Here is an 18590-nt window from a genome sequence, read left to right as displayed (position 1 = left end):
AGTCCGAACGGATCAGGCCTTCTTGGTCGCCCAGAAGATCTCGGCGATCTCGTCGATCTTCGCGAGCAGCTCGTCGGCCTTGGCCAGGTCGAGGGTGCCCTTGGTTCCGGTCGCGCCGGCGAGCTTGGTGGCCTCGTTGACCAGCGTGTGCAGCTGCGGGTAGGCCTCGAAGTGCGGGGGCTTGAAGTAGTCGGTCCACAGCACCCACAGGTGGTGCTTGACGAGCTCGGAGCGCTGCTCCTTGATCAGGATGGCGCGGGTGCGGAAGTCGGCGTCGTCACTGTCGAGCGCCTTGGCGATGACGGCCTTGACCGACTCGGCCTCGATGCGGGCCTGGGCGGGGTCGTAGACACCGCAGGGCAGGTCGCAGTGGGCGGAGACGTCGACGGTGGGGGCCACGAAGGCCGCGCGAATCGATTCGGCGATACGGGAGAACATGTCGGTCCTCTCAGAGGTTCGGGCGGGCAGGTACTTGCTGCCTGCGACACTACTCGTCATGGATCGAGCGGCAACGGGAGGTCGGCGTCGGGTCGGCATCGCCGTCGTCCGGGGCGATTCCATGCGGCCCGCGCTGCGGCCCGGCCAGCGCCTGCTGGTCCTGTACGGCGCGCGCGTGCGCCCCGGTCGCGTCGTCGTCGCCCGCTTCGCCGACGGGACCCTCGCGGTGAAGCGGGTCGCCGGACGCCGGGGGAGCGGCTGGTGGCTGCTCAGCGACAACGCCGACGCCGGCGTGGACTCCCGCCACCGCGGTGCCGTGCCGGACGCCGACGTCGCGGGCGTCGTACGGGCTCGGGTGTGGCCGTGGCCCCGATGGCTGTGACCCGTCCCATCCGGACACGTCGGCTGTCGGGCCGGACGGTGTGAAAGGATGGATGACCGTGGCTGACGACGTTCTTCCCTCCCACCCGCGCGCGGGTGAGCCGGTCTTCGATCTGCACCTCGGCGGGAAGATGGCGACCGTACCCACGGCCGATGTCAGCACCCGCGACCAGCTCTCGCTGGCCTACACCCCCGGTGTGGCCGAGGTGTGCGAGGCCATCGCCGCCGACCCCGGCCTGACCCGCCACTACACGTGGGTCCCCAACACCGTCGCGATCGTCACCGACGGCACCGCCGTGCTGGGCCTGGGCGACATCGGCCCGGCCGCCGCGATGCCGGTGATGGAGGGCAAGGCGGTGCTGTTCAAGCAGTTCGGCGGCGTCGACGGCATCCCGATCTGCCTGGCGACCACCGACGTCGAGGAGATCATCGAGACCGTCGTCCGGCTCGCGCCGAGCTTCGGCGGCATCAACCTCGAGGACATCTCGGCCCCGCGCTGCTTCGAGATCGAGGACCGCCTCAAGGAGGCCCTCGACATCCCCGTCTTCCACGACGACCAGCACGGCACCGCCGTGGTGACCCTGGCCGCGCTCGTCAACGCGCTCAAGCTGACCGGCCGGACCCCGGAGTCGACCCGCGTGGTCATCTCGGGCGCCGGCGCCGCCGGCGTGGCGATCGCGAAGATCCTGCTCGCGGCCGGCATCAAGGACATCGCGGTCACCGACCGCAAGGGCGTCGTGAGCTCGGACCGCACCGACCTGACCTCGGCCAAGAAGGCGCTCGCCGAGCTCACCGCCGACCAGTGCGGCCGGCGCGGCACGCTCGCCGAGGCCTTCGACGGCGCCGACGTCTACATCGGCGTCTCCGGCGGCACCGTGCCCGAGGAGGTCGTGGCCACGATGGCCGACGACGCGATCATCTTCGCGATGGCCAACCCGAACCCGGAGGTCCACCCCGACGTGGCGCACCGCCACGCGCGGGTCGTCGCCACCGGTCGCTCGGACTTCCCCAACCAGATCAACAACGTGCTGGCCTTCCCGGGCATCTTCCGGGGCGCCTTCGACGTGCACGCGAGCGCGATCACCGAGGGCATGAAGGTCGCCGCGGCCGACGCGCTCGCCACGCTGGTCGGCGACGACCTGTCCGAGGACCTGGTCATCCCCTCGCCGTTCGACCCGCGGGTCGGCCCCGCGGTCGCCGCCGCTGTGGCGGACGCCGCACGACGAGACGGTGTCGCTCGGATCTGATCGGCCACTAGCGTCAGGGTCATGTTCGCCGTCTACGCCGACTCCTTCGCCAACTCGTCCGAAGACCCGCTGACCGGTCTCGTGCTCGGGGAGCGCCCCGACCCGGTCGCACCCGACGGCTGGACCACGGTCACCGTCAAGGCCGCCTCGCTGAACCACCACGACCTCTGGTCGCTGCGCGGGGTGGGGCTGAGGGCCGAGGCGCTGCCGATGATCCTGGGCTGCGACGCCGCCGGGTACGACGAGGACGGCAACGAGGTCGTCGTGCACGCGGTCGTCTCCGACCCCGACTGGACCGGCGACGAGACCTTCGACCCGCGGCGCTCGCTGCTCTCCGAGCGGCACCAGGGCACCTTCGCCGACAAGGTGATCGTGCCGCGGCGCAACGTGGTGCCGAAGCCCGCGTCCATGTCCTTCGAGGAGGCGGCCTGCCTGCCGACGGCCTGGCTGACGGCGTACCGGATGCTCTTCACGCAGGGCGCGCTCAAGGCGGGCGACACCGTGCTCGTGCAGGGTGCCGGCGGCGGCGTCGCCACCGCCCTCATCGCGCTCGCGCGGGCCGGCGGCCTGCGCGTGCTCGCGACCAGCCGCGACGAGGCCAAGCGGGCCAAGGCGCTCGAGCTCGGCGCGCACGAGGTCTTCGAGTCCGGCGCGCGGCTGCCGGTGAAGGTCGACGCCGTCATGGAGACCGTGGGCCGCGCGACCTGGTCGCACTCGATCCGCGCGCTGCGCCCGGGCGGCCGCATCGTCATCTCGGGCACCACCTCCGGTCCCGACCTCGACGACGCCGAGCTGACCCGGATCTTCTTCCTCCAGCTGTCGGTGATCGGCTCGACGATGGGCACCCGCGGCGAGCTCGCCGGGCTGGTCAACCTGCTCGACAGCACCGGTGTGCGTCCGGTCATCGACCGGGTGCTGCCGATGACCGAGGCCCGCGACGGGTTCGCGGCGATGGCTGCCGGAGACGTCTTCGGGAAGATCGTCTTCACCCGCTGACGGGAGTTTCACCGGCCGACCGGTGAAACTCGCGCTTGGACGAGGAAACTTCATCGTCCAAGCGCCGGTTTCGTCGTCCAGGCTCGCCAGTTTCACCGGCCGACCGGTGAAACTTGTGACTGGTGGGGTTTGGTGAGGCGTTTTTAACCAGTGGCGGGAATGACTGTCGGTGCTGGACGATTGACTCCTGTCAGCGCCCCGACGGTGCGGCCGATGAATTTTCTCGGCTCGCCATGTCGATCTGGTGACGGCCGGTTCGTCGTACTTGTGAAGCGACGGCCAGCCCGAACCGCCCGGCGTCATGGGGTCGGCCACCGCCAGACCCTGCCACCAACCGATAGGACCTGTCATGACTGCGCCCTCCGGACCCGCTGAGACCGGCGACCTCGCCGCCTTCGAGCAGGAGTTCACGAGCGCCCCGGCGACCCCGGGGCGGACTCCGCTCGTCATCAAGCTGCTGGTCGCGGCGACCTTCGTCGTGATCCTCAACGAGACCACCCTCGTCAACGCGGTCCCGCGGTTGATGACCGACTTCAAGATCACCGAGACCACCGCCCAGTGGTCGCTGACCGTGTTCATGCTGACCATGGCCGCGGTGATCCCGGTGACGGGCTGGTTCCTGCAGCGGGTGACCACGCGCACGGCGTACGCCACCGCGATGCTGACCTTCAGCGTCGGCACCCTCGTCGCCGCGCTCGCGCCGACGTTCGGTGTGCTGCTGGTCGGCCGCGTCGTCCAGGCCGGCGGTACGGCGGTCATGATGCCGCTGCTGATGACCACCCTGATGACGGTCGTCGCCGCCGAGGACCGCGGTCGCGTGATGGGCCAGGTCACCCTCGCGATGTCCTGCGCCCCGGCGCTCGGTCCGGCGGTGTCCGGCGTGCTGCTCCACTTCGGCTCGTGGCGGCTGATCTTCGCGGTCGTCCTCCCGATCGCCGTGCTGGTCGGCTTCTTCGGCCTGCGCCAGCTCGAGAACGTCGGCGAGACCAACCGCAGCCCGATCAGCTGGCTGAGCGTGGTGCTCGCGGCCGGTGGCTTCAGCACCTTCGTGTTCGGCCTGAGCAAGGTCGGCAACGCCGACTGGCCCGAGCCGGCGCTGCTCATCGGTGCGGGCGTCGTGCTGATCGCGGCCTTCGCCGGCTATCAGCTGTTCCTGCAGCGCTCGGACCGGCCGCTGATGGACCTGCGCACCCTGAAGGTCCGCAACTTCACGGTGTCGCTGATCCTGATGTCGGCCGGCTTCATGGCGTTCCTCGGCTCGATGCTGCTGCTGCCGCTCTACCTGCAGAACCTGCGCGGCCTCAGCGAGCTGCAGACCGGCCTGCTGGTCATGCCCGGTGGCCTGACCATGGGCCTGCTCGGCCCGCAGGTCGGCAAGGTCTTCGACCGCATCGGCGCCCGGCCGCTGGTCATCCCCGGCTCGGTCGTCATGGTGGCGCTGCTGTTCGGGCTGAGCCGGATCGGCGTCGACACGCCGTACGCCGTGCTCGTCGCGCTGCACGTCGCGCTGATGGCCAGCCTGGCGACCATCTTCACGCCGGTGTTCACCATCGGCCTGGGCGACCTGGCGCCGCAGCTGTACTCACACGGCAGCTCGCTGCTCGGCACGCTCCAGCAGGTCGCCGGCGCCATCGGCACCGCGCTGCTGGTCGTGATCATGACCAACCGCACCGAGAGCCTCGCGGAGTCGGGCAGCTCGCCGGCCGACGCCTTCATGGGCGGCCTGCAGTGGGCGTTCTTCGCGGGTGCCGTGATCGGCCTCGTGGTGATCGCGATGTCGCTGCTGCTGCCGGCGAAGGCCGACGCGCCGGCCGGTGCCCACGGCGGGCACTGACCGATCGTCGTACGACCGGCCCGGCCCCCTCGGGGACCGGGCCGGTCGGCGTCTCAGGGCCTGTCGAGGAAGGCGTCGAGCAGCGGCCAGCTGATCTCGGCGGCCTTCGGGCCGGCGACGAGGCCGAGGTGACTGAGGCCGTCGGCGGCGGCGTACCGGGCGCCCGGCACGACGTCCGTCCCGGCCCGCACGGCCGGGCCGTCGGCGATGTTGTCACTCTCGCTGCCGACGAACAGCACCGGCGTGCGCACGTCGGCCAGCCGGACCTCGCGCTTGCGGCTGAGCCGCACGGTGCCGGAGGCCAGCTCGTTGCGGACCATCAGCCGGGTGTGGATCTGGTGGTAGGCCCGTCCCGGGTAGCCGGGCATCTCGCCGATGAAGCCGTCGATGGCACCGGTGCGCGCGAGCGCCTCGGTGTCGAGGATGTTCTTGGCCAGGTGCACGGCCTTGGTCAGCTCGCGCCTGGGCGCCATCGCCCGGTAGCTCGCCCGGACCAGGTGCCGCGGCACACCGCCGAGGGCGGCGGTGGGCGCGGTGACGGCGCGGGTGCCGAGCAGGCGATCCGCGACGACCAGCGGCTGGACGGCCGGGATCTGCGTGTAGTCGATCGGGGTGCCGAAGGCGGTCAGCGACGCGATCGGCAGGTCGGGGTGAGCGGCGGCGGTGAGCAGGCTCATCGTGCCGCCGAGCGACCAGCCGACCAGGTCGACGCCGTCGGCCTCGTCGCCGCCGGCCGCGTGGTCGGCGAGCACGGCGTGGATGGCGGTCGGGAGGATGTCGTCGACCCAGGCCTCGAAGCCCATGCCGCGGTCGGCGAAGGTGATCCGCCCGTAGTCGACCAGGTACGTCGCCCGGCCGGCCTCCAGCAGGTGGCCGGCCAGGCTCTGGCCGGGACGCAGGTCGAAGCAGCGGGCCGAGACGGCCAGCGGCGGGACGAGGAGCACCGGGCGTGGGACCCGGGCGGCGGTGGTCCGGTCGTAGCGCACCAGCCGCCGGTGCGGGGCGTCGGACAGCACGGTGGCCGGCAGGCCGTCGTACTGCTCGACGCCGTCGCCGAGGGGCGAGATCGCCCAGGCGTTGCGGGCGGCGGTGCTCAGGAGGTCAGCTGCGGTCGGCACCGCGACATGGTCGCTGCCACGCGCACCGGCCGTCCACCGAACGTGACGAGCGTGACGCTCGCCGTGGACCGCTCAGTCGGAGCTCACCAGCAGGGCACGATGTCCTGCGCGCCCGCGACACCGTCGAAGACCTCCATCATGGTGCTGCGCATGGTGCGGACCTGCGGGTCGGCCCACGCCATCGTGGTGTCGGCCGGCCCACCGTTGCCGGCGACGGTCACCTTGCGGGCGGTGACGTGGAAGACCACGCGGTGCGCGTTGGTGCCGGGGAAGCAGGCCGAGGCACGCTGCTTCGCCTGCGCGCTCGCCTGGTCGATGCCGGTGCCGGCGGCGACGCCCTTGTAGCGCATGGCCACGATCGCCTGGAAGCCCGACGGGTGCGGCGACGCGGCCTCCCAGGTGCCGGTGATGCCGATGGACAGGCCGGGGGTCCGGCTCGACGGGACCACGAAGACGGCCTTGCCGTCGCGCACGGTGCGGGTCTTGCTCGCCCACCAGCTGTGGCGCAGGCCCTGCTGGACGAAGACCTGGCAGCCCTCGCAGTCGGCGACCTTGACGACCACCCGGGTGCGGGCGGGTGCTGCGGCGTCCGAGGGCGGGGGCGCGGCGAGGAAGGTGGCGAGCAGGCCGGCCACGAGGGCGAGGACGGCGGCGATGGCGGGGGCGGTACGGCGGCCCGAGACGGACATGCGGCTTCTCCTGGAGATCGGGGGACGGTCCATCACCTAGACGGACGCGGGTACCTGCGGGGTTGCATCAGCTGGTTCGGGAACGCCAGTTGCGGGCGCCGACCAGCATCATCCGCAGCTGGGTGCGCGCGGCCTCGGCGACCCGCTGCTCGGCGACCGAGCCCGGCGCGGTGCCGAGCAGTCGCTCGGCGGTGGTGACCATCGAGCCGACGATCAGCTCGGAGAGCACCTCGAGGTCGCGCTCGGTCCAGGTGTCGGTGCCGGGCAGGTGGGCGATGTCGGTGGCCAGCTCACGCTCGGCGAGCTCGATGCCGCGGGCGATCGCGTCGCGGACCCCGGCCGGGCCGGCGAACCGCTCGCGGGCGATGAAGCCGTAGTGGGCGTGGTCCTGGCGCACCTGCTCGACGAGGACCGCCACGGAGCCGTCGATGATCGTCCCGGCGTCCTCGCCTGCGGTGTGCCGAAGCTCGCGCAGCAGGGCACGCAGGGTGTCGAGCGACTCCTCGACCAGCGCGAGCCCGAGGTGCTCGATCGAGGGGAAGTGCCGGTAGAACGCGGTCGGCACGATGCCGACCTCCTTGGCGACCTGGCGCAGGGACAGTGCGACGAGCGCGGAGTCCTCGGACAGGGTCAGCGCCGCGTCGAGGATGGCACGGCGGGTCCGCTCCTTCTGCTCGACACGGGTCTGGGCCATGGAGCCACTCTACGTGAGTGAACATGTGTGCACTGTCACGTGGTCGGGTCGTTGACCATCGCGGGACGGACGAGAGAGAGTTTCGGAGTACGGATGTACACCGAATTTTCCGCCAACGAAGGAGGCGCGATGTCCGCGCTCATCTCCCCGCCGGCTCCTGGCGGCGCGGGTCACCTGGTCGGGCGGCTGCTGCGCTCGCGGCTCGCCGCCGCGCTGGCCACCCCGCACGGCGTCGACCGGTACCTCGAGCGGTTCAACCCGATGTGGGCGGCGCACGAAGTGCGCGCCCGCGTCGTCTCGGTCCACCGCGAGACCAGCGGGACCGACTCCGCCCCGGTCGCCACCCTGACCCTGCAGCCCACCAGCACCTGGCGCGGCCATCGCGCCGGCCAGCATGTACTCGTCGGCGTCGAGCTGCCCGGCCCAGAAGGTCGAGGGAAGCGGCACACCCGCGCGTTCTCCATCTCCTCGGCCGCCTCGGCGCCGGGGGAGCAGTTCACGCTCACGATCCGCGCGCACGACGAGGGCCAGGTGTCGTCGTACCTGGTCCGCGAGGCGCAGCCCGGCACCCTGCTCCACCTGAGCCAGGCCCAGGGCGAGTTCACCCTCGTCGAGAGCCCGGCGACGCCGACGATCAGCCGGCTGCTCTTCATCACCGGCGGCTCCGGCATCACCCCGGCGATGTCGATGGTCCGCACCCTCCTGCGCGACGGGTACGACGGCCACGCGGGTCGCCGGGTGACCTTCCTGCACTTCGCACGCAGCCCCGAGGACCAGATCTTCGCCCACGAGCTCGCCGAGATCGCCGCCGCCGACAACGGCGTCGACGTCCACCTGCGCTATGCCGACCAGCTGTTCAGCGAGTTCGAGCTGCGCCGCCTGGTGCCCGACTACCGCGACACCGACACCTGGCTGTGCGGCCCGGCCGGCCTGGTCGAGCTGGTCAAGGACGCCTACACCGACCCGGAATCGTCGGGGGGCGAGCTCTCGCCGCGGCTGCGGATGGAGTTCTTCAAGCCCGCCGTCGCCCGGGCTGCCGCACCGGGCGGCGAGATCGAGGGCGAGGTGTCCTTCACCCGCTCCGGCGCGACGACCGCCGCCACCGGCGCCAGCCTGCTCGAGCAGGCCGAGGAGCTGGGCCTGAAGCCCGAGTTCGGTTGCCGGATGGGCATCTGCTTCTCCTGCACCCGCACCAAGTCCGCCGGCACCGTCCGCAACGTCCTCACCGGCGAGGAGTCCTCCCTGCCGGACGAGGAGATCCGCATCTGCGTCACCGCCGCTGCCGGTGACTGCCACATCGACCTCTGAGGAGAGTCCCATGAGCACCGACACCCTGAGCACCCCCGTGGCCGACGAGAAGTACCACGGCCTGACCGCCGACCAGATCGAGCAGCTGGGCGCCGAGCTCGACGCCCTGCGCCAGCGCGTGCTCGCCGACCTCGGCGAGGCGGACGCGGCGTACCTGCGCAAGGTCGTCACGACCCAGCGCAAGATGGAGATCGCCGGTCGCGCGCTGTTCTACCTGCCCGTGATCGGCTGGCTGCCCGCGGTCGCCTGCCTGAGCGTGTCGAAGATCCTCGACAACATGGAGATCGGGCACAACGTGATGCACGGTCAGTACGACTTCCTGGGCGACCCGGCCTTCAACTCCCGGATGTTCGACTGGGACACCGTGTGCCCCGGCGAGCAGTGGAAGTACAGCCACAACTACATCCACCACACGTTCACGAACATCGTCGGCAAGGACCGCGACGTGGGCTACGGCATCCTGCGGATGGACCCCGAGCAGAAGTGGCACCCCTACTACCTCGGCAACCCGCTTTACGCGTTCTTGTTGATGACCTTCTTCGAGTGGGGCGTCGCCCTGCACGACCTCGAGGTCGAGAACATCGTCTCCGGCAAGCGGAAGATGGCCGACAACAAGCCGCTCTACCCGGGCCTGATGCGCAAGATCCGGCGCCAGGCGCTCAAGGACTACGTGCTGTTCCCCGCGCTGACCGGACCGCTGTTCCCGCTCACCTTCGCAGGCAACGCCGTGGCCAACCTGGTCCGCAACGTGTGGGCGTTCAACATCATCTTCTGCGGGCACTTCCCGGCCGGCGTCGCATCGTTCTCCGAGGAGGAGACCGCGAACGAGACCCGCGGCCACTGGTACCTGCGCCAGATGCTCGGCTCGGCCAACATCAAGGGCAGCAAGCTGATGCACCTGATGAGCGGCAACCTGTCTCATCAGATCGAGCACCACCTGTTCCCGGACCTGCCGGCCCGCCGGTACCCGGAGATGGCCGTCGAGGTCCAGGAGATCTGCGAGCGCTACGGCCTGCCGTACAACACCGGTCGCCTGCACCAGCAGCTGTGGAGCGTCTTCAAGAAGATCTGCCGCTACTCGCTGCCGGGCGGGGACGCGAAGGTCGCTCCGGTCCGCGGCCCCGAGGCCGTGACCGAGGACTCGTTGGCAGCCTGAGGCCCGGCGAGGGAGACTGACGCCCATGAGCGACGGACGCGACCACCTCAGCAAGGCCGAGATCACCAAGGACGCGCTCCAGGCGGGCGCCGAGGCCGCGGCCCAGACCGTCGGCGAGGTCGCGAGCATCGTGACCCGCGCTGTCGGCGAGGTCGCCGCGGCCGTCGGCGGCTTCGCGACCGAGATCTTCGAGATCAAGGACTCCTCGCAGCGCGCGCTCGCCGAGCACGGCACGACGACGCCGGGGCTGCCGGAGGCGTCGGGGCTGCCGGAGTCGTCGGAGGTCGCCGACGCCGATTAGGCGCCGCGATTGGGCAGAGACCGCATGTCCGAGCCCCGAAATGTTGCGGTTTGGGACCAAACCGCAACGCCAGGCGTTCCAGTTCAGTCGAACGCGAGCCGGAACCCGGCCATCCGGAACGATCCCAGCTGACGGGCCTCTCGCATGAACCCGAGAGGCCCGTCAGCGGCGAAGGACCACCGGCCGCGGCACGGCAGGGCCTTGGCGGTGCCCTTCATCACGACGTTCGCGGTCTCGGGATGCTCGGGGATGCCGGGCTGCTCGACCAGGCCGGTGAACGGCACCCGGATCGCGGCGCGGGACACGTCGGTGAAGCTCGCCTCGACGATCGGGCGCCGCTCGACGGTGGCCGTCCAGTCGGTCGAGGTGACCGGTCCCCGGAAGGACGTGTCCAGGTCGAAGTCGCACAGCTCCTTGGGGATCGCCCACAGCGCGCGGCCGCCGGCCTGCGAGGCGGGGGAGTCGACCCAGATGTCGGTGATCGTGACCGCGCCCTTGCCAGCACTGTTCGGGCGTCGGTCGCTGGCGCTCCCCGCCGGCTTCGCCTTGACGGTCCTGGCGAGCAGCAGCTCGTGGTACGTCAGCGGGCTCGGCTCCTCGTAGGAGACCAGCGCGACGCCGTACGTCCCGGCCGGGTGGTGCGCGTCGACGTCGCGGCCGAGGCGGAACACCGAGAGCCACAGGGACCCGTGCATGTGCCACGGGGCCGGGGGATAGGAAGTCACGACTCGTCCTCCAGGAACAGCTGGGCGGTGTGCTCGAGCTCGGCCTCCATCGCGGCCGGCAGGTCGTCGGTCAGCTCGTCGGCCATCGGGCTCTCCTCGCGCGGCCCGAGCCCGGCGGCGGCCTTCTCGACCGCGGCGCCGACGTCGATGGTCGTGGCTTGGCGGACGTAGGGCTTCTCGAGCTCCTTGGCGACGTACTTGGCCACGAACCGCCGCAGCTCGCCCTCGACGTTGGCGGCCTTGCTGGTCAACGAGGCGCGCAGCCCCTGCGCCTTGAGCCGTACGACGACCTGTGCGGCGGGCGGCGGCGTCACCTCGAGGGCGATGGCAAGGTCGGCGCGCCCGTGGGCGGTGATCACCAGCGGCACCGTGATCTCGGCGTCGAAGTTCTGCTTGTCCATGCCCAGGTCGATGCTGAACTTCAGCGTCACCGGCAGGTCCACGTGGAAGGACACCGGGTCGGCGCCGACGCGCTCGCCGGTCGCCGTACCGATGGTGCCCTGGGCCGTCACCTTGGCGATCCGGCCGGGACCGACGCCCAGCGGGCCGACGTCGATGGGGCGGCCCGCCAGCACGTTGACGCCGTTCAGCACCCGCTCGGTGGTGACGGCGGTGGCGAAGAACCGCTCGCCCCAGGCCGCGTAGTCGATCAGCTCCTCGCTCACGCGGGTGACACTAGCGGTGCGCGCACCCCTGCGGGCCGGTCGCCAGCCCGCGGCTGACCATGTCGAGGGTGCGCGCGATGGCGATGTCCTGCTCCGGCGGGCCCAGCTCGGACATCGGGCCGTCGATGAGCAGCATCGCCAGCCCGTGCACGGCGGCCCACGGGCCGGCCTCGGCGTCGGGGCGATCGGCGGGGTCCAGGTAGCCGACGGCGACGAGCTGGTCGAGCATCTCCCCGAGCAGCAGGTACGGCGCCGGATCGCCCATCCCGTCCTGGCCGCCCTTGCCGCCCTGGTCGCGCAGGCCGCCGGTGAAGCAGGTCCGGAAGACGCCCGGCTCCTCGATCGCGAACCGGATGTAGCCGCGCCCGGTCGAGCGCAGCCGCTCGACGGCCCGCGCGACCGGGTCGCCGTCGGTCGGGACCTGGGCGAGGTAGTCGGCCATCGCGGCGACCATCCCGTCCATCGCGAGCGCGCGGGCTGCCTCGAGCAGGTCGGCCTGGTTCTCGAAGTGCCGGTACGCAGCAGTCGGGGTCACGCCGACCTCGCGAGCGGCGCCGCGGATGGTCACGGCGTCCGGGCCGCCGCTCGCGGCGAGGTCGGCCGCCGCCCGGGCGAGGGCGTTGCGCAGGTCGCCGTGGTGGTAGCTCCGCTTCGAGGTCGTCACGGAGAACATGTTGACACCCGTACACATCCATGCCAAGTTAACACCACCAAAGTTTACGGGCGCACACATTGGAGGAGCGCGATGTTCAGCTGGATCGGTGGACTGGTGACGAGGCGGGCCCGCACGGTGCTCGCGCTCGGACTGCTGGGAGTGGTGGTCGCCGCGGTCGTCGGCGTGGGCGCCTTCTCCAAGCTGCAGACGGAGGGCTTCGACGACCCCGAATCCGAGAGCAGCCGCGCCGCGGCCCTGCTCGAGGAGCGGTTCGCCGGAGGCTCCGACTACGTGTTCGTCGTCGAGGCCACCGACGGCGACGTCGACGCCCCGGCGGCGAGCGAAGCCGGCGCCGCGTTGACCGAGCGGCTGCGCTCGGACCCGGCGCTGGCCGACGTGGCGTCGTACTTCGACACCCGGGCCGGCCCGATGCGCTCGACCGACGGCCGCTACGCGCTGGTCACCGCGTCGGTCGCGCCCGGCGAGGAGGCGGACCCGGGTGCCGTGCTCGACGAGTACGGCGGTGCCGCCGGCCCGCTGAAGGTCGACGTCGCGGGCGGCGAGGTCGTCGGTGAGGAGATCGGCGCCCAGATCGGCAAGGACCTCGGCCTGGCCGAGAGCATCGCGATCCCGCTGATCCTGGTCCTGCTCGTGCTGGCGTTCGGCAACGTCGTCGGCGCGCTGGTCACCCTCGGGGTCGGCGTCGCCGCCATCTTCGGCACCTTCGCCGAGCTCTCCATCCTCGGCTCGGCGACCGACGTGTCGATCTACTCGGTCAACCTCACCACCGGCCTCGGGCTCGGCCTCGCCGTCGACTACGGGCTGCTGATGGTGGCCCGGGTGCGCGAGGAGCGGGCCGCGGGACGCGCCCACCAGGACGCCGTACGACGGGCGGTCGAGACCGCGGGCCGGACCATCGCCTTCAGCGCGACCACGGTCGCCGTGGCGCTGGCGGCGCTGCTCGTCTTCCCGATGTACTTCCTGCGCTCCTTCGCCTACGCCGGCATCGGCGTCATGCTGATCACCGCCTTCGCCGCGGTCGTCGTGCTGCCGGCGGGGATCAGCCTGCTCGGCGACCGGATCGACGCCTGGCCGGTGCCGCGGGTGCGCGGCATCCGCGGCGAGGAGGCGCCCGCCTGGGCGCGGCTGGCGCGGTTCGTCGCCCGGCGCCCCCTGCTCAGCGCCCTGCCCGTGCTCGCCGGCCTGCTGGTGATGGCGGTCCCGCTCGCCGGTATCGAGCTCGGCACGCCGGACGACCGGGTGCTGCCCACCAGTGCGTCGAGCCGGCAGGCCGGTGACGTCCTGCGCTCGTCCTTCGCCGGCGACGGCACCCACCCGATCCAGGTGGTCACCACCTCGACGGTGCCCGAGGCCGAGCTGTCGTCGTACGCAACGCGGTTGGGGGAGCTGCCCGGCGTGGTCCGGGTCGACCCGCGGGCCGGTCGCGACGCCGACCTGGTCTCGGTGGTCACCGACCTCGACCCGATGTCCGCCGACGCGCGGGCCCTGGTCGACGACGTCCGCGACATCCCCGCGCCCGCCGGCACCGAGGCCTTGGTGGGCGGAGCGAGCGCGGAGCTGCACGACCAGATGACCGGGATCGGCGACCGGCTGCCGCTGGTCGCCGGCTGGCTGGTGCTCACCACGGCGGTGATCCTGTTCCTGTTCACCGGCAGCGTGGTGCAGCCGCTGCGAGCCCTCGTGCTCAACGCGGTCGGCCTCGGCGCGACCCTCGGCGCGATGGTCTGGGTGTTCCAGGACGGCCACCTGTCCGGGGCATTGGGTTTCACCCCGCAGCCGATGGACAGCTCGATGATGGTGCTGCTGTTCTGCGTCGCCTTCGGCCTGTCGATGGACTACGAGGTCTTCGTGATGAGCCGGATCAAGGAGATGCGCGACCGCGGCATGGCCAACGACGAGGCGATGGTGCACGGCCTGGCCCACACCGGCCGGATCGTCAGCACCGCGGCGGCGCTGATCGCGATCAGCTTCTTCGCCTTCCTGGTGAGCTCGGTGAGCTTCATCCAGTTCTTCGGGCTCGGCACCGGGCTGGCGATCCTGATCGACGCGACCCTGGTTCGCGGCGTACTCCTCCCGGCCAGCATCCGGCTGCTGGGGGAGCGGTCCTGGTGGGCGCCCCGTCCGCTGCGGGCCCTGCACCGCCGGGTCGGGCTCTCCGAGGCCGCGCCCGCCTGACCCGCGACCCGGCAGAAGCTGGCCCGAAAAACGCGCCGACCCGGCAGAAAGTTCTGCCGGGTCGGCGCGATCCTGGCGCTACTTCGCGCCGGGTCGGCCTAGTCCTCGGGGTCGTCGAGCCGGGCCAGCCAGGTGGCGAACCGCTCGACGGCCGTCTCGAACTCGGGATGGGTGTCGACGAACTCCTGCAGCCGCTCGCCGAGCCAGGCCAAGGTGACCTCCTCGTCGCCCCGGCGCTGCTCGAGCTCCTCGATCCCGCGGTCGGTGAAGTACATCAGTCGCCGAACGCCTCGCCGATGAGGACCTTGGCCTCCTCCTGGTGGCGCTTGGCCGTGCCGACCGCCGTGGTCGAGGACGCGGCCCGGGTGACGGGCTGGATCGCCCGGCCCAGCTGCGGGACGACGTTCAGGTAGAACGACGGCCACGGGCCCTGGTTGTAGGGCTCGTCCTGGACCCACTTGACGGTGGCGTTGGGGTACTTGTCGAGCTCGGCCTTCAGCTGCTCGGTCGGCCACGGGTAGAGCTGCTCGACGCGCACGATCGCCACGTCGTCGCGCTCGGCCTTCTGGCGCTCGACCATCAGGTCCCAGGTCAGCCGGCCCGAGACGAGCAGCACGGTCCTCACCTTGGCCGGGTCGGCGCTCGCGTCGCCGATCACCGGGCGGAACTCGCCGGAGGTGAAGTCGGCCGGCATGGAGGCGGCCTCCTTGCGGCGCAGCATCGACTTCGGCGTGAACACGATGAGCGGCTTGTGCTCCTCGCCGAGGGAGTGCCGGCGCAGCAGGTGGAAGTACGACGCGGGCGTGGACGGCTGCGCGACGACCATGGAGTCCTCGGCGCACAGGGTCAGGAACCGCTCGATGCGGGCCGAGGAGTGGTCCGCGCCCTGGCCCTCGTAGCCGTGCGGCAGCAGCAGCACGACGCCGGAGTCCTGGCCCCACTTGGTCTTGCCGGCCGAGATGTACTCGTCGATGACCGACTGGGCGCCGTTGACGAAGTCGCCGAACTGGGCCTCCCACAGGACCAGCGCGTCGGGCCGGGCCACCGAGTAGCCGTACTCGAAGCCGAGCGCGGCGTACTCCGACAGCAGGCTGTCGTAGACGAAGAACTTCGCCTGGTCCTCGGTCAGGTTTGCCAGCGGCGTCCACTCGTCGGCGTTGACCCGGTCGATCATCGTCGCGAACCGCTGCACGAAGGTGCCGCGGCGCGAGTCCTGGCCGGCCAGGCGGACCGGACGGCCCTCCATGAGCAGCGAGCCGAACGCGAGCATCTCGCCGGTGCCCCAGTCGATCGGGCCGTCGGCGATCGCGCCGGCGCGGCGCTGGAGCTGGGGCATCACCTTCGGGTGGACGGTGAAGCCGTCGGGCGGGGTGACGTAGGCGTCGGCGATCCGCTTGAGGACCTCCGGCGTCACCGCGGTCTGGGTCTCGCCGACCGACTTGTCCGGGTAGTCCGGCACGGTGGTCCACTCCGACGGCGCGGCGCTGGCCTCGCGCACCTCGGTGAACACGCGCTCCAGCTGCTGCTGGTAGTCGCGCAGCACCTGCTCGGCCTCCTCGATCGTGATGTCGCCACGACCGATGAGGGACTCCGTGTAGAGCTTGCGGACCGAGCGCTTCTGCTCGATGAGGTCGTACATGAGCGGCTGGGTGAACGACGGGTCGTCGCCCTCGTTGTGACCGCGGCGGCGGTAGCAGACGAGGTCGATGACGACGTCGCTGTTGAACGCCTGGCGGTACTCGAACGCGAGCCGCGCGACACGGATGCACGCCTCCGGGTCGTCGCCGTTGACGTGGAAGATCGGCGCCTGCACCATCCGGGCCACGTCGGTGCAGTAGAGCGTCGAGCGCGAGGAGCCGGGCGAGGTGGTGAACCCGACCTGGTTGTTGATGACCACGTGGATCGTGCCGCCGGTGCGGTAGCCGCGCAGCTGCGAGAGGTTGAGCGTCTCAGCCACGACACCCTGGCCGGCGAAGGCCGCGTCGCCGTGGATGAGCATCGGCAGCACCGGGAACTCGGCGCCGCGGTCGAGCACGTCCTGCTTGGCGCGGGCGATGCCCTCGAGGACCGGGTCGACGGTCTCGAGGTGCGAGGGGTTGGCGGCGATCGACACGGCGATGGTCTCGCCGGTGCCGGCCACGAAGGTGCCCTCGGCGCCCAGGTGGTACTTGACGTCGCCGGAGCCCTGGACCGTGCGCGGGTCGATGTTGCCCTCGAACTCGCGGAAGATCTGGTTGTAGGACTTGCCGACGATGTTGGCCAGCATGTTGAGCCGGCCGCGGTGGGCCATGCCGATCGCGACCTCGACCAGGCCGGCCTGCGCGGCCGCCTCCGCGATCTCGTCGACGACGGGGACGGTGGTCTCGCCGCCCTCGAGCGAGAACCTCTTCTGGCCGACGAACTTGGTCTGCAGGAAGGTCTCGAAGGCCTCGGCCTGGTTGAGCTTCAGCAGGATCCGCAGCTGCTCCTCGCGCGGCGGCTTGCTGTGCGGCTGCTCGACGCGCTCCTGGATCCACGCACGCTGCTCGGGATCCATGATGTGCATGTACTCGATGCCGGTGGTGCGGCAGTAGGAGTCACGCAGGATGCCGAGGATGTCGCGCAGCTTCATGAAGCGGCGGTCGCGCCCACCGAACGAGCCGGTCGGGAACTCGCGCTCGAGGTCCCACAGGGTCAGGCCGTGCGACTCGATGCGCAGGTCCGGGTGGCTGCGCTGCTTGTACTCCAGCGGGTCGGTGTCGGCCATCAGGTGGCCGCGCACGCGGTAGGCGTGGATCAGCTCGAGGATCCGGGCCTGCTTGTCGATCTGGTCGTCGTGGGACGTCGCGATGTCGGCGTTCCAGCGGATCGGCTCGTAGGGGATCCGCAGCGCGCGGAAGATCTCGTCGTAGAAGCCGTCCTGGCCGAGCAGGTACTTGTGCACCTGGCCGAGGAACTCTCCCGACTGTGCGCCCTGGATGACGCGGTGGTCGTAGGTCGAGGTCATCGTCATGATCCGCGAGATCGCGTTGCGGGCGATCGTGTCCTCGGAGGCACCCTGGAACTCCGGCGGGTAGTCCATCGAGCCGACGCCGATGATCGCGGCCTGGCCCTGCATCAGGCGCGGCACCGAGTTGTTGGTGCCGAGGCCGCCGACGTTGGTGAGGCTGACCGTCGTACCGGAGTAGTCCTCCATGGTCAGCTTGTTGTCCTTGGCCTTGCGCACGATCTCCTCGTACGCCGTCCAGAACTGCGCGAAGTCCATCGACTCGCACGCCTTGATGCTGGGCGCGACCAGCTGGCGGGTGCCGTCCTTCTTCTGCTGGTCGATCGCCAGGCCCAGGTTGATGTGGGCCGGCGTCACCATGGTCGGCTTGCCGTCGATCTCGTCGTAGGTGTTGTTCATCGCCGGCAGCGCCTTGATCGCCTTGACGATCGCGTAGCCGATGAGGTGGGTGAAGGAGACCTTGCCGCCGCGGGCGCGCTTGAGGTGGCTGTTGATGACGATGCGGTTGTCCCACAGCAGCTTGACCGGGATGTTGCGCACCGAGGTCGCCGTCGGCACGGACAGCGAGATGTCCATGTTCTTGGCGGTCGCGGCCGGGATGCCGCGCAGCACCGTCAGGGTCGGCTCGTCGCTGGCCGTGACCGGCGCCGGGCGCGGGGCGTCCTTCGGGGTCGGGGCGGGGGAGTCGGCCTTCGGCGGCGTCGGCGTCGTCGAGGAGGCGGGGCTCACCTGCGGGGCAGGGGTGGCCTTCGGGGTCGGCGCGGTGGTGGCGGCCGGGGCTGCGGGGGCCGCGGCGGCGGGCGTGGCCGGCGCGGTCGGTGCTGCCGGTGCTGCCGGTGCTGCCGGGGCGGCAGGCGCGGCAGCGGGAGCGGCGACGGCGGTCGTCGTACCGTTGCTGCTGCCGTTCTTGAAGAACGTCGCCCACGCGGGATCGACGCTGCTCGGATCGGCCTCGAACCGTTCCTTCATCTCCTCCACGAGCCACTCGTTGGCCCCGAAGTCCTCAGGAACGGGAGATCCGGTGGACTGGTCTGACGACTGCGTCACGACGTGCTTCGCCTCTTCCGATGAGCTGGACGCACCCGCCGCCGATAGCGGGTGGCTGTCGACCGCCAAGGCTAGTCCCCCGGGGAAGCAAATACCGCCCTGTGGTCACCCAATGCCGCCAGGTGTTGCGCATCAGACACCGAGGCGTCGTTCC

Annotated in this window: 17 protein-coding genes; 8 read left to right on the top strand and 9 right to left on the bottom strand. The window is 71.1% G+C overall.

Annotated features, from left to right (window positions below):
• Positions 1-12 precede the first annotated feature (12 nt).
• Positions 13-438, bottom strand: a complete 426-nt coding sequence (gene sodN / locus QI633_RS16535; protein ID WP_141798199.1) for a superoxide dismutase, Ni — start codon at positions 436-438, stop codon at positions 13-15.
• Between the two features lie 58 nt (positions 439-496).
• On the opposite strand from sodN, the gene QI633_RS16530 reads away from it, so the two are divergent.
• The 4 genes from QI633_RS16530 (at position 497) to QI633_RS16515 (ending at position 4896) form a co-directional block, all read left to right on the top strand.
• Complete coding sequence (locus tag QI633_RS16530; protein WP_282426375.1) at positions 497-820, top strand: S24 family peptidase; 324 nt, start codon at positions 497-499, stop codon at positions 818-820.
• 52 nt (positions 821-872) lie between these two features.
• Positions 873-2066 (top strand): NADP-dependent malic enzyme, encoded by a 1194-nt coding sequence (locus QI633_RS16525; protein ID WP_282426374.1) that lies wholly within the window; start codon positions 873-875, stop codon positions 2064-2066.
• A 21-nt stretch (positions 2067-2087) separates the two neighbouring features.
• On the top strand, positions 2088-3062 hold the full coding sequence (locus QI633_RS16520) for a zinc-binding dehydrogenase (RefSeq protein WP_282426373.1): 975 nt from the start codon (positions 2088-2090) through the stop codon (positions 3060-3062).
• A gap of 349 nt (positions 3063-3411) precedes the next feature.
• On the top strand, positions 3412-4896 hold the full coding sequence (locus QI633_RS16515; protein WP_141798203.1) for a DHA2 family efflux MFS transporter permease subunit: 1485 nt from the start codon (positions 3412-3414) through the stop codon (positions 4894-4896).
• Between the two features lie 53 nt (positions 4897-4949).
• Here the strand turns inward: QI633_RS16515 and QI633_RS16510 are convergent, their stop codons facing one another.
• The 3 genes from QI633_RS16510 to QI633_RS16500 all read right to left on the bottom strand — a co-directional run bounded on the left by QI633_RS16510 (position 4950) and on the right by QI633_RS16500 (position 7397).
• Entirely contained in the window at positions 4950-6014 is a 1065-nt protein-coding gene (locus QI633_RS16510; RefSeq protein ID WP_141798204.1) for an alpha/beta fold hydrolase, read from the bottom strand.
• Between the two features lie 83 nt (positions 6015-6097).
• Positions 6098-6703, bottom strand: a complete 606-nt coding sequence (locus QI633_RS16505; protein WP_282426372.1) for a hypothetical protein — start codon at positions 6701-6703, stop codon at positions 6098-6100.
• A 67-nt stretch (positions 6704-6770) separates the two neighbouring features.
• Positions 6771-7397 carry a TetR family transcriptional regulator gene (locus QI633_RS16500; RefSeq protein ID WP_141798206.1) on the bottom strand — a complete coding sequence of 209 codons (627 nt, stop codon included), beginning with the start codon at positions 7395-7397 and terminating at the stop codon, positions 6771-6773.
• 129 nt (positions 7398-7526) lie between these two features.
• Between QI633_RS16500 and QI633_RS16495 the strand changes: the two genes are divergently transcribed.
• The 3 genes from QI633_RS16495 to QI633_RS16485 are packed head-to-tail and all read left to right on the top strand — an operon-like array spanning position 7527 to position 10162.
• Positions 7527-8705 (top strand): ferredoxin reductase, encoded by a 1179-nt coding sequence (locus QI633_RS16495; protein ID WP_282426371.1) that lies wholly within the window; start codon positions 7527-7529, stop codon positions 8703-8705.
• A gap of 10 nt (positions 8706-8715) precedes the next feature.
• Positions 8716-9861, top strand: a complete 1146-nt coding sequence (locus QI633_RS16490; RefSeq protein ID WP_141798208.1) for a fatty acid desaturase — start codon at positions 8716-8718, stop codon at positions 9859-9861.
• A gap of 25 nt (positions 9862-9886) precedes the next feature.
• Complete coding sequence (locus QI633_RS16485; protein WP_141798209.1) at positions 9887-10162, top strand: hypothetical protein; 276 nt, start codon at positions 9887-9889, stop codon at positions 10160-10162.
• Between the two features lie 83 nt (positions 10163-10245).
• On the opposite strand, the gene QI633_RS16480 is transcribed toward QI633_RS16485, so the two are convergent.
• The 3 genes from QI633_RS16480 to QI633_RS16470 are packed head-to-tail and all read right to left on the bottom strand — an operon-like array spanning position 10246 to position 12216.
• Positions 10246-10887 (bottom strand): acetoacetate decarboxylase family protein, encoded by a 642-nt coding sequence (locus QI633_RS16480; protein ID WP_141798210.1) that lies wholly within the window; start codon positions 10885-10887, stop codon positions 10246-10248.
• The gene (locus tag QI633_RS16475) at positions 10884-11552 is read right to left on the bottom strand and encodes a hypothetical protein (protein ID WP_141798211.1); all 669 of its coding nucleotides are present in this window, start codon (positions 11550-11552) and stop codon (positions 10884-10886) included. The genes QI633_RS16480 and QI633_RS16475 overlap by 4 nt, the downstream gene beginning before the upstream one ends.
• A gap of 10 nt (positions 11553-11562) precedes the next feature.
• Positions 11563-12216 (bottom strand): TetR/AcrR family transcriptional regulator, encoded by a 654-nt coding sequence (locus QI633_RS16470; RefSeq protein ID WP_282426370.1) that lies wholly within the window; start codon positions 12214-12216, stop codon positions 11563-11565.
• An 81-nt stretch (positions 12217-12297) separates the two neighbouring features.
• On the opposite strand from QI633_RS16470, the gene QI633_RS16465 reads away from it, so the two are divergent.
• Positions 12298-14403 (top strand): MMPL family transporter, encoded by a 2106-nt coding sequence (locus tag QI633_RS16465; protein ID WP_141798213.1) that lies wholly within the window; start codon positions 12298-12300, stop codon positions 14401-14403.
• A gap of 98 nt (positions 14404-14501) precedes the next feature.
• On the opposite strand, the gene QI633_RS16460 is transcribed toward QI633_RS16465, so the two are convergent.
• Together QI633_RS16460 and QI633_RS16455 are read right to left on the bottom strand one after the other, a co-directional pair.
• On the bottom strand, positions 14502-14678 hold the full coding sequence (locus QI633_RS16460) for a DUF6104 family protein (protein WP_164483660.1): 177 nt from the start codon (positions 14676-14678) through the stop codon (positions 14502-14504).
• Positions 14678-18436, bottom strand: a complete 3759-nt coding sequence (locus tag QI633_RS16455) for a multifunctional oxoglutarate decarboxylase/oxoglutarate dehydrogenase thiamine pyrophosphate-binding subunit/dihydrolipoyllysine-residue succinyltransferase subunit (protein WP_141798214.1) — start codon at positions 18434-18436, stop codon at positions 14678-14680. The genes QI633_RS16460 and QI633_RS16455 overlap by 1 nt, the downstream gene beginning before the upstream one ends.
• Positions 18437-18590: the final 154 nt, after the last annotated feature.

Source organism: Nocardioides sp. QY071 (genome assembly GCF_029961765.1).
In the GTDB taxonomy this organism is placed as follows: Bacteria; Actinomycetota; Actinomycetes; order Propionibacteriales; family Nocardioidaceae; genus Nocardioides.
The sequence above is the reverse complement of the archived record's forward strand: the minus strand, read 5'-3'. Positions and strand labels throughout refer to the sequence as shown.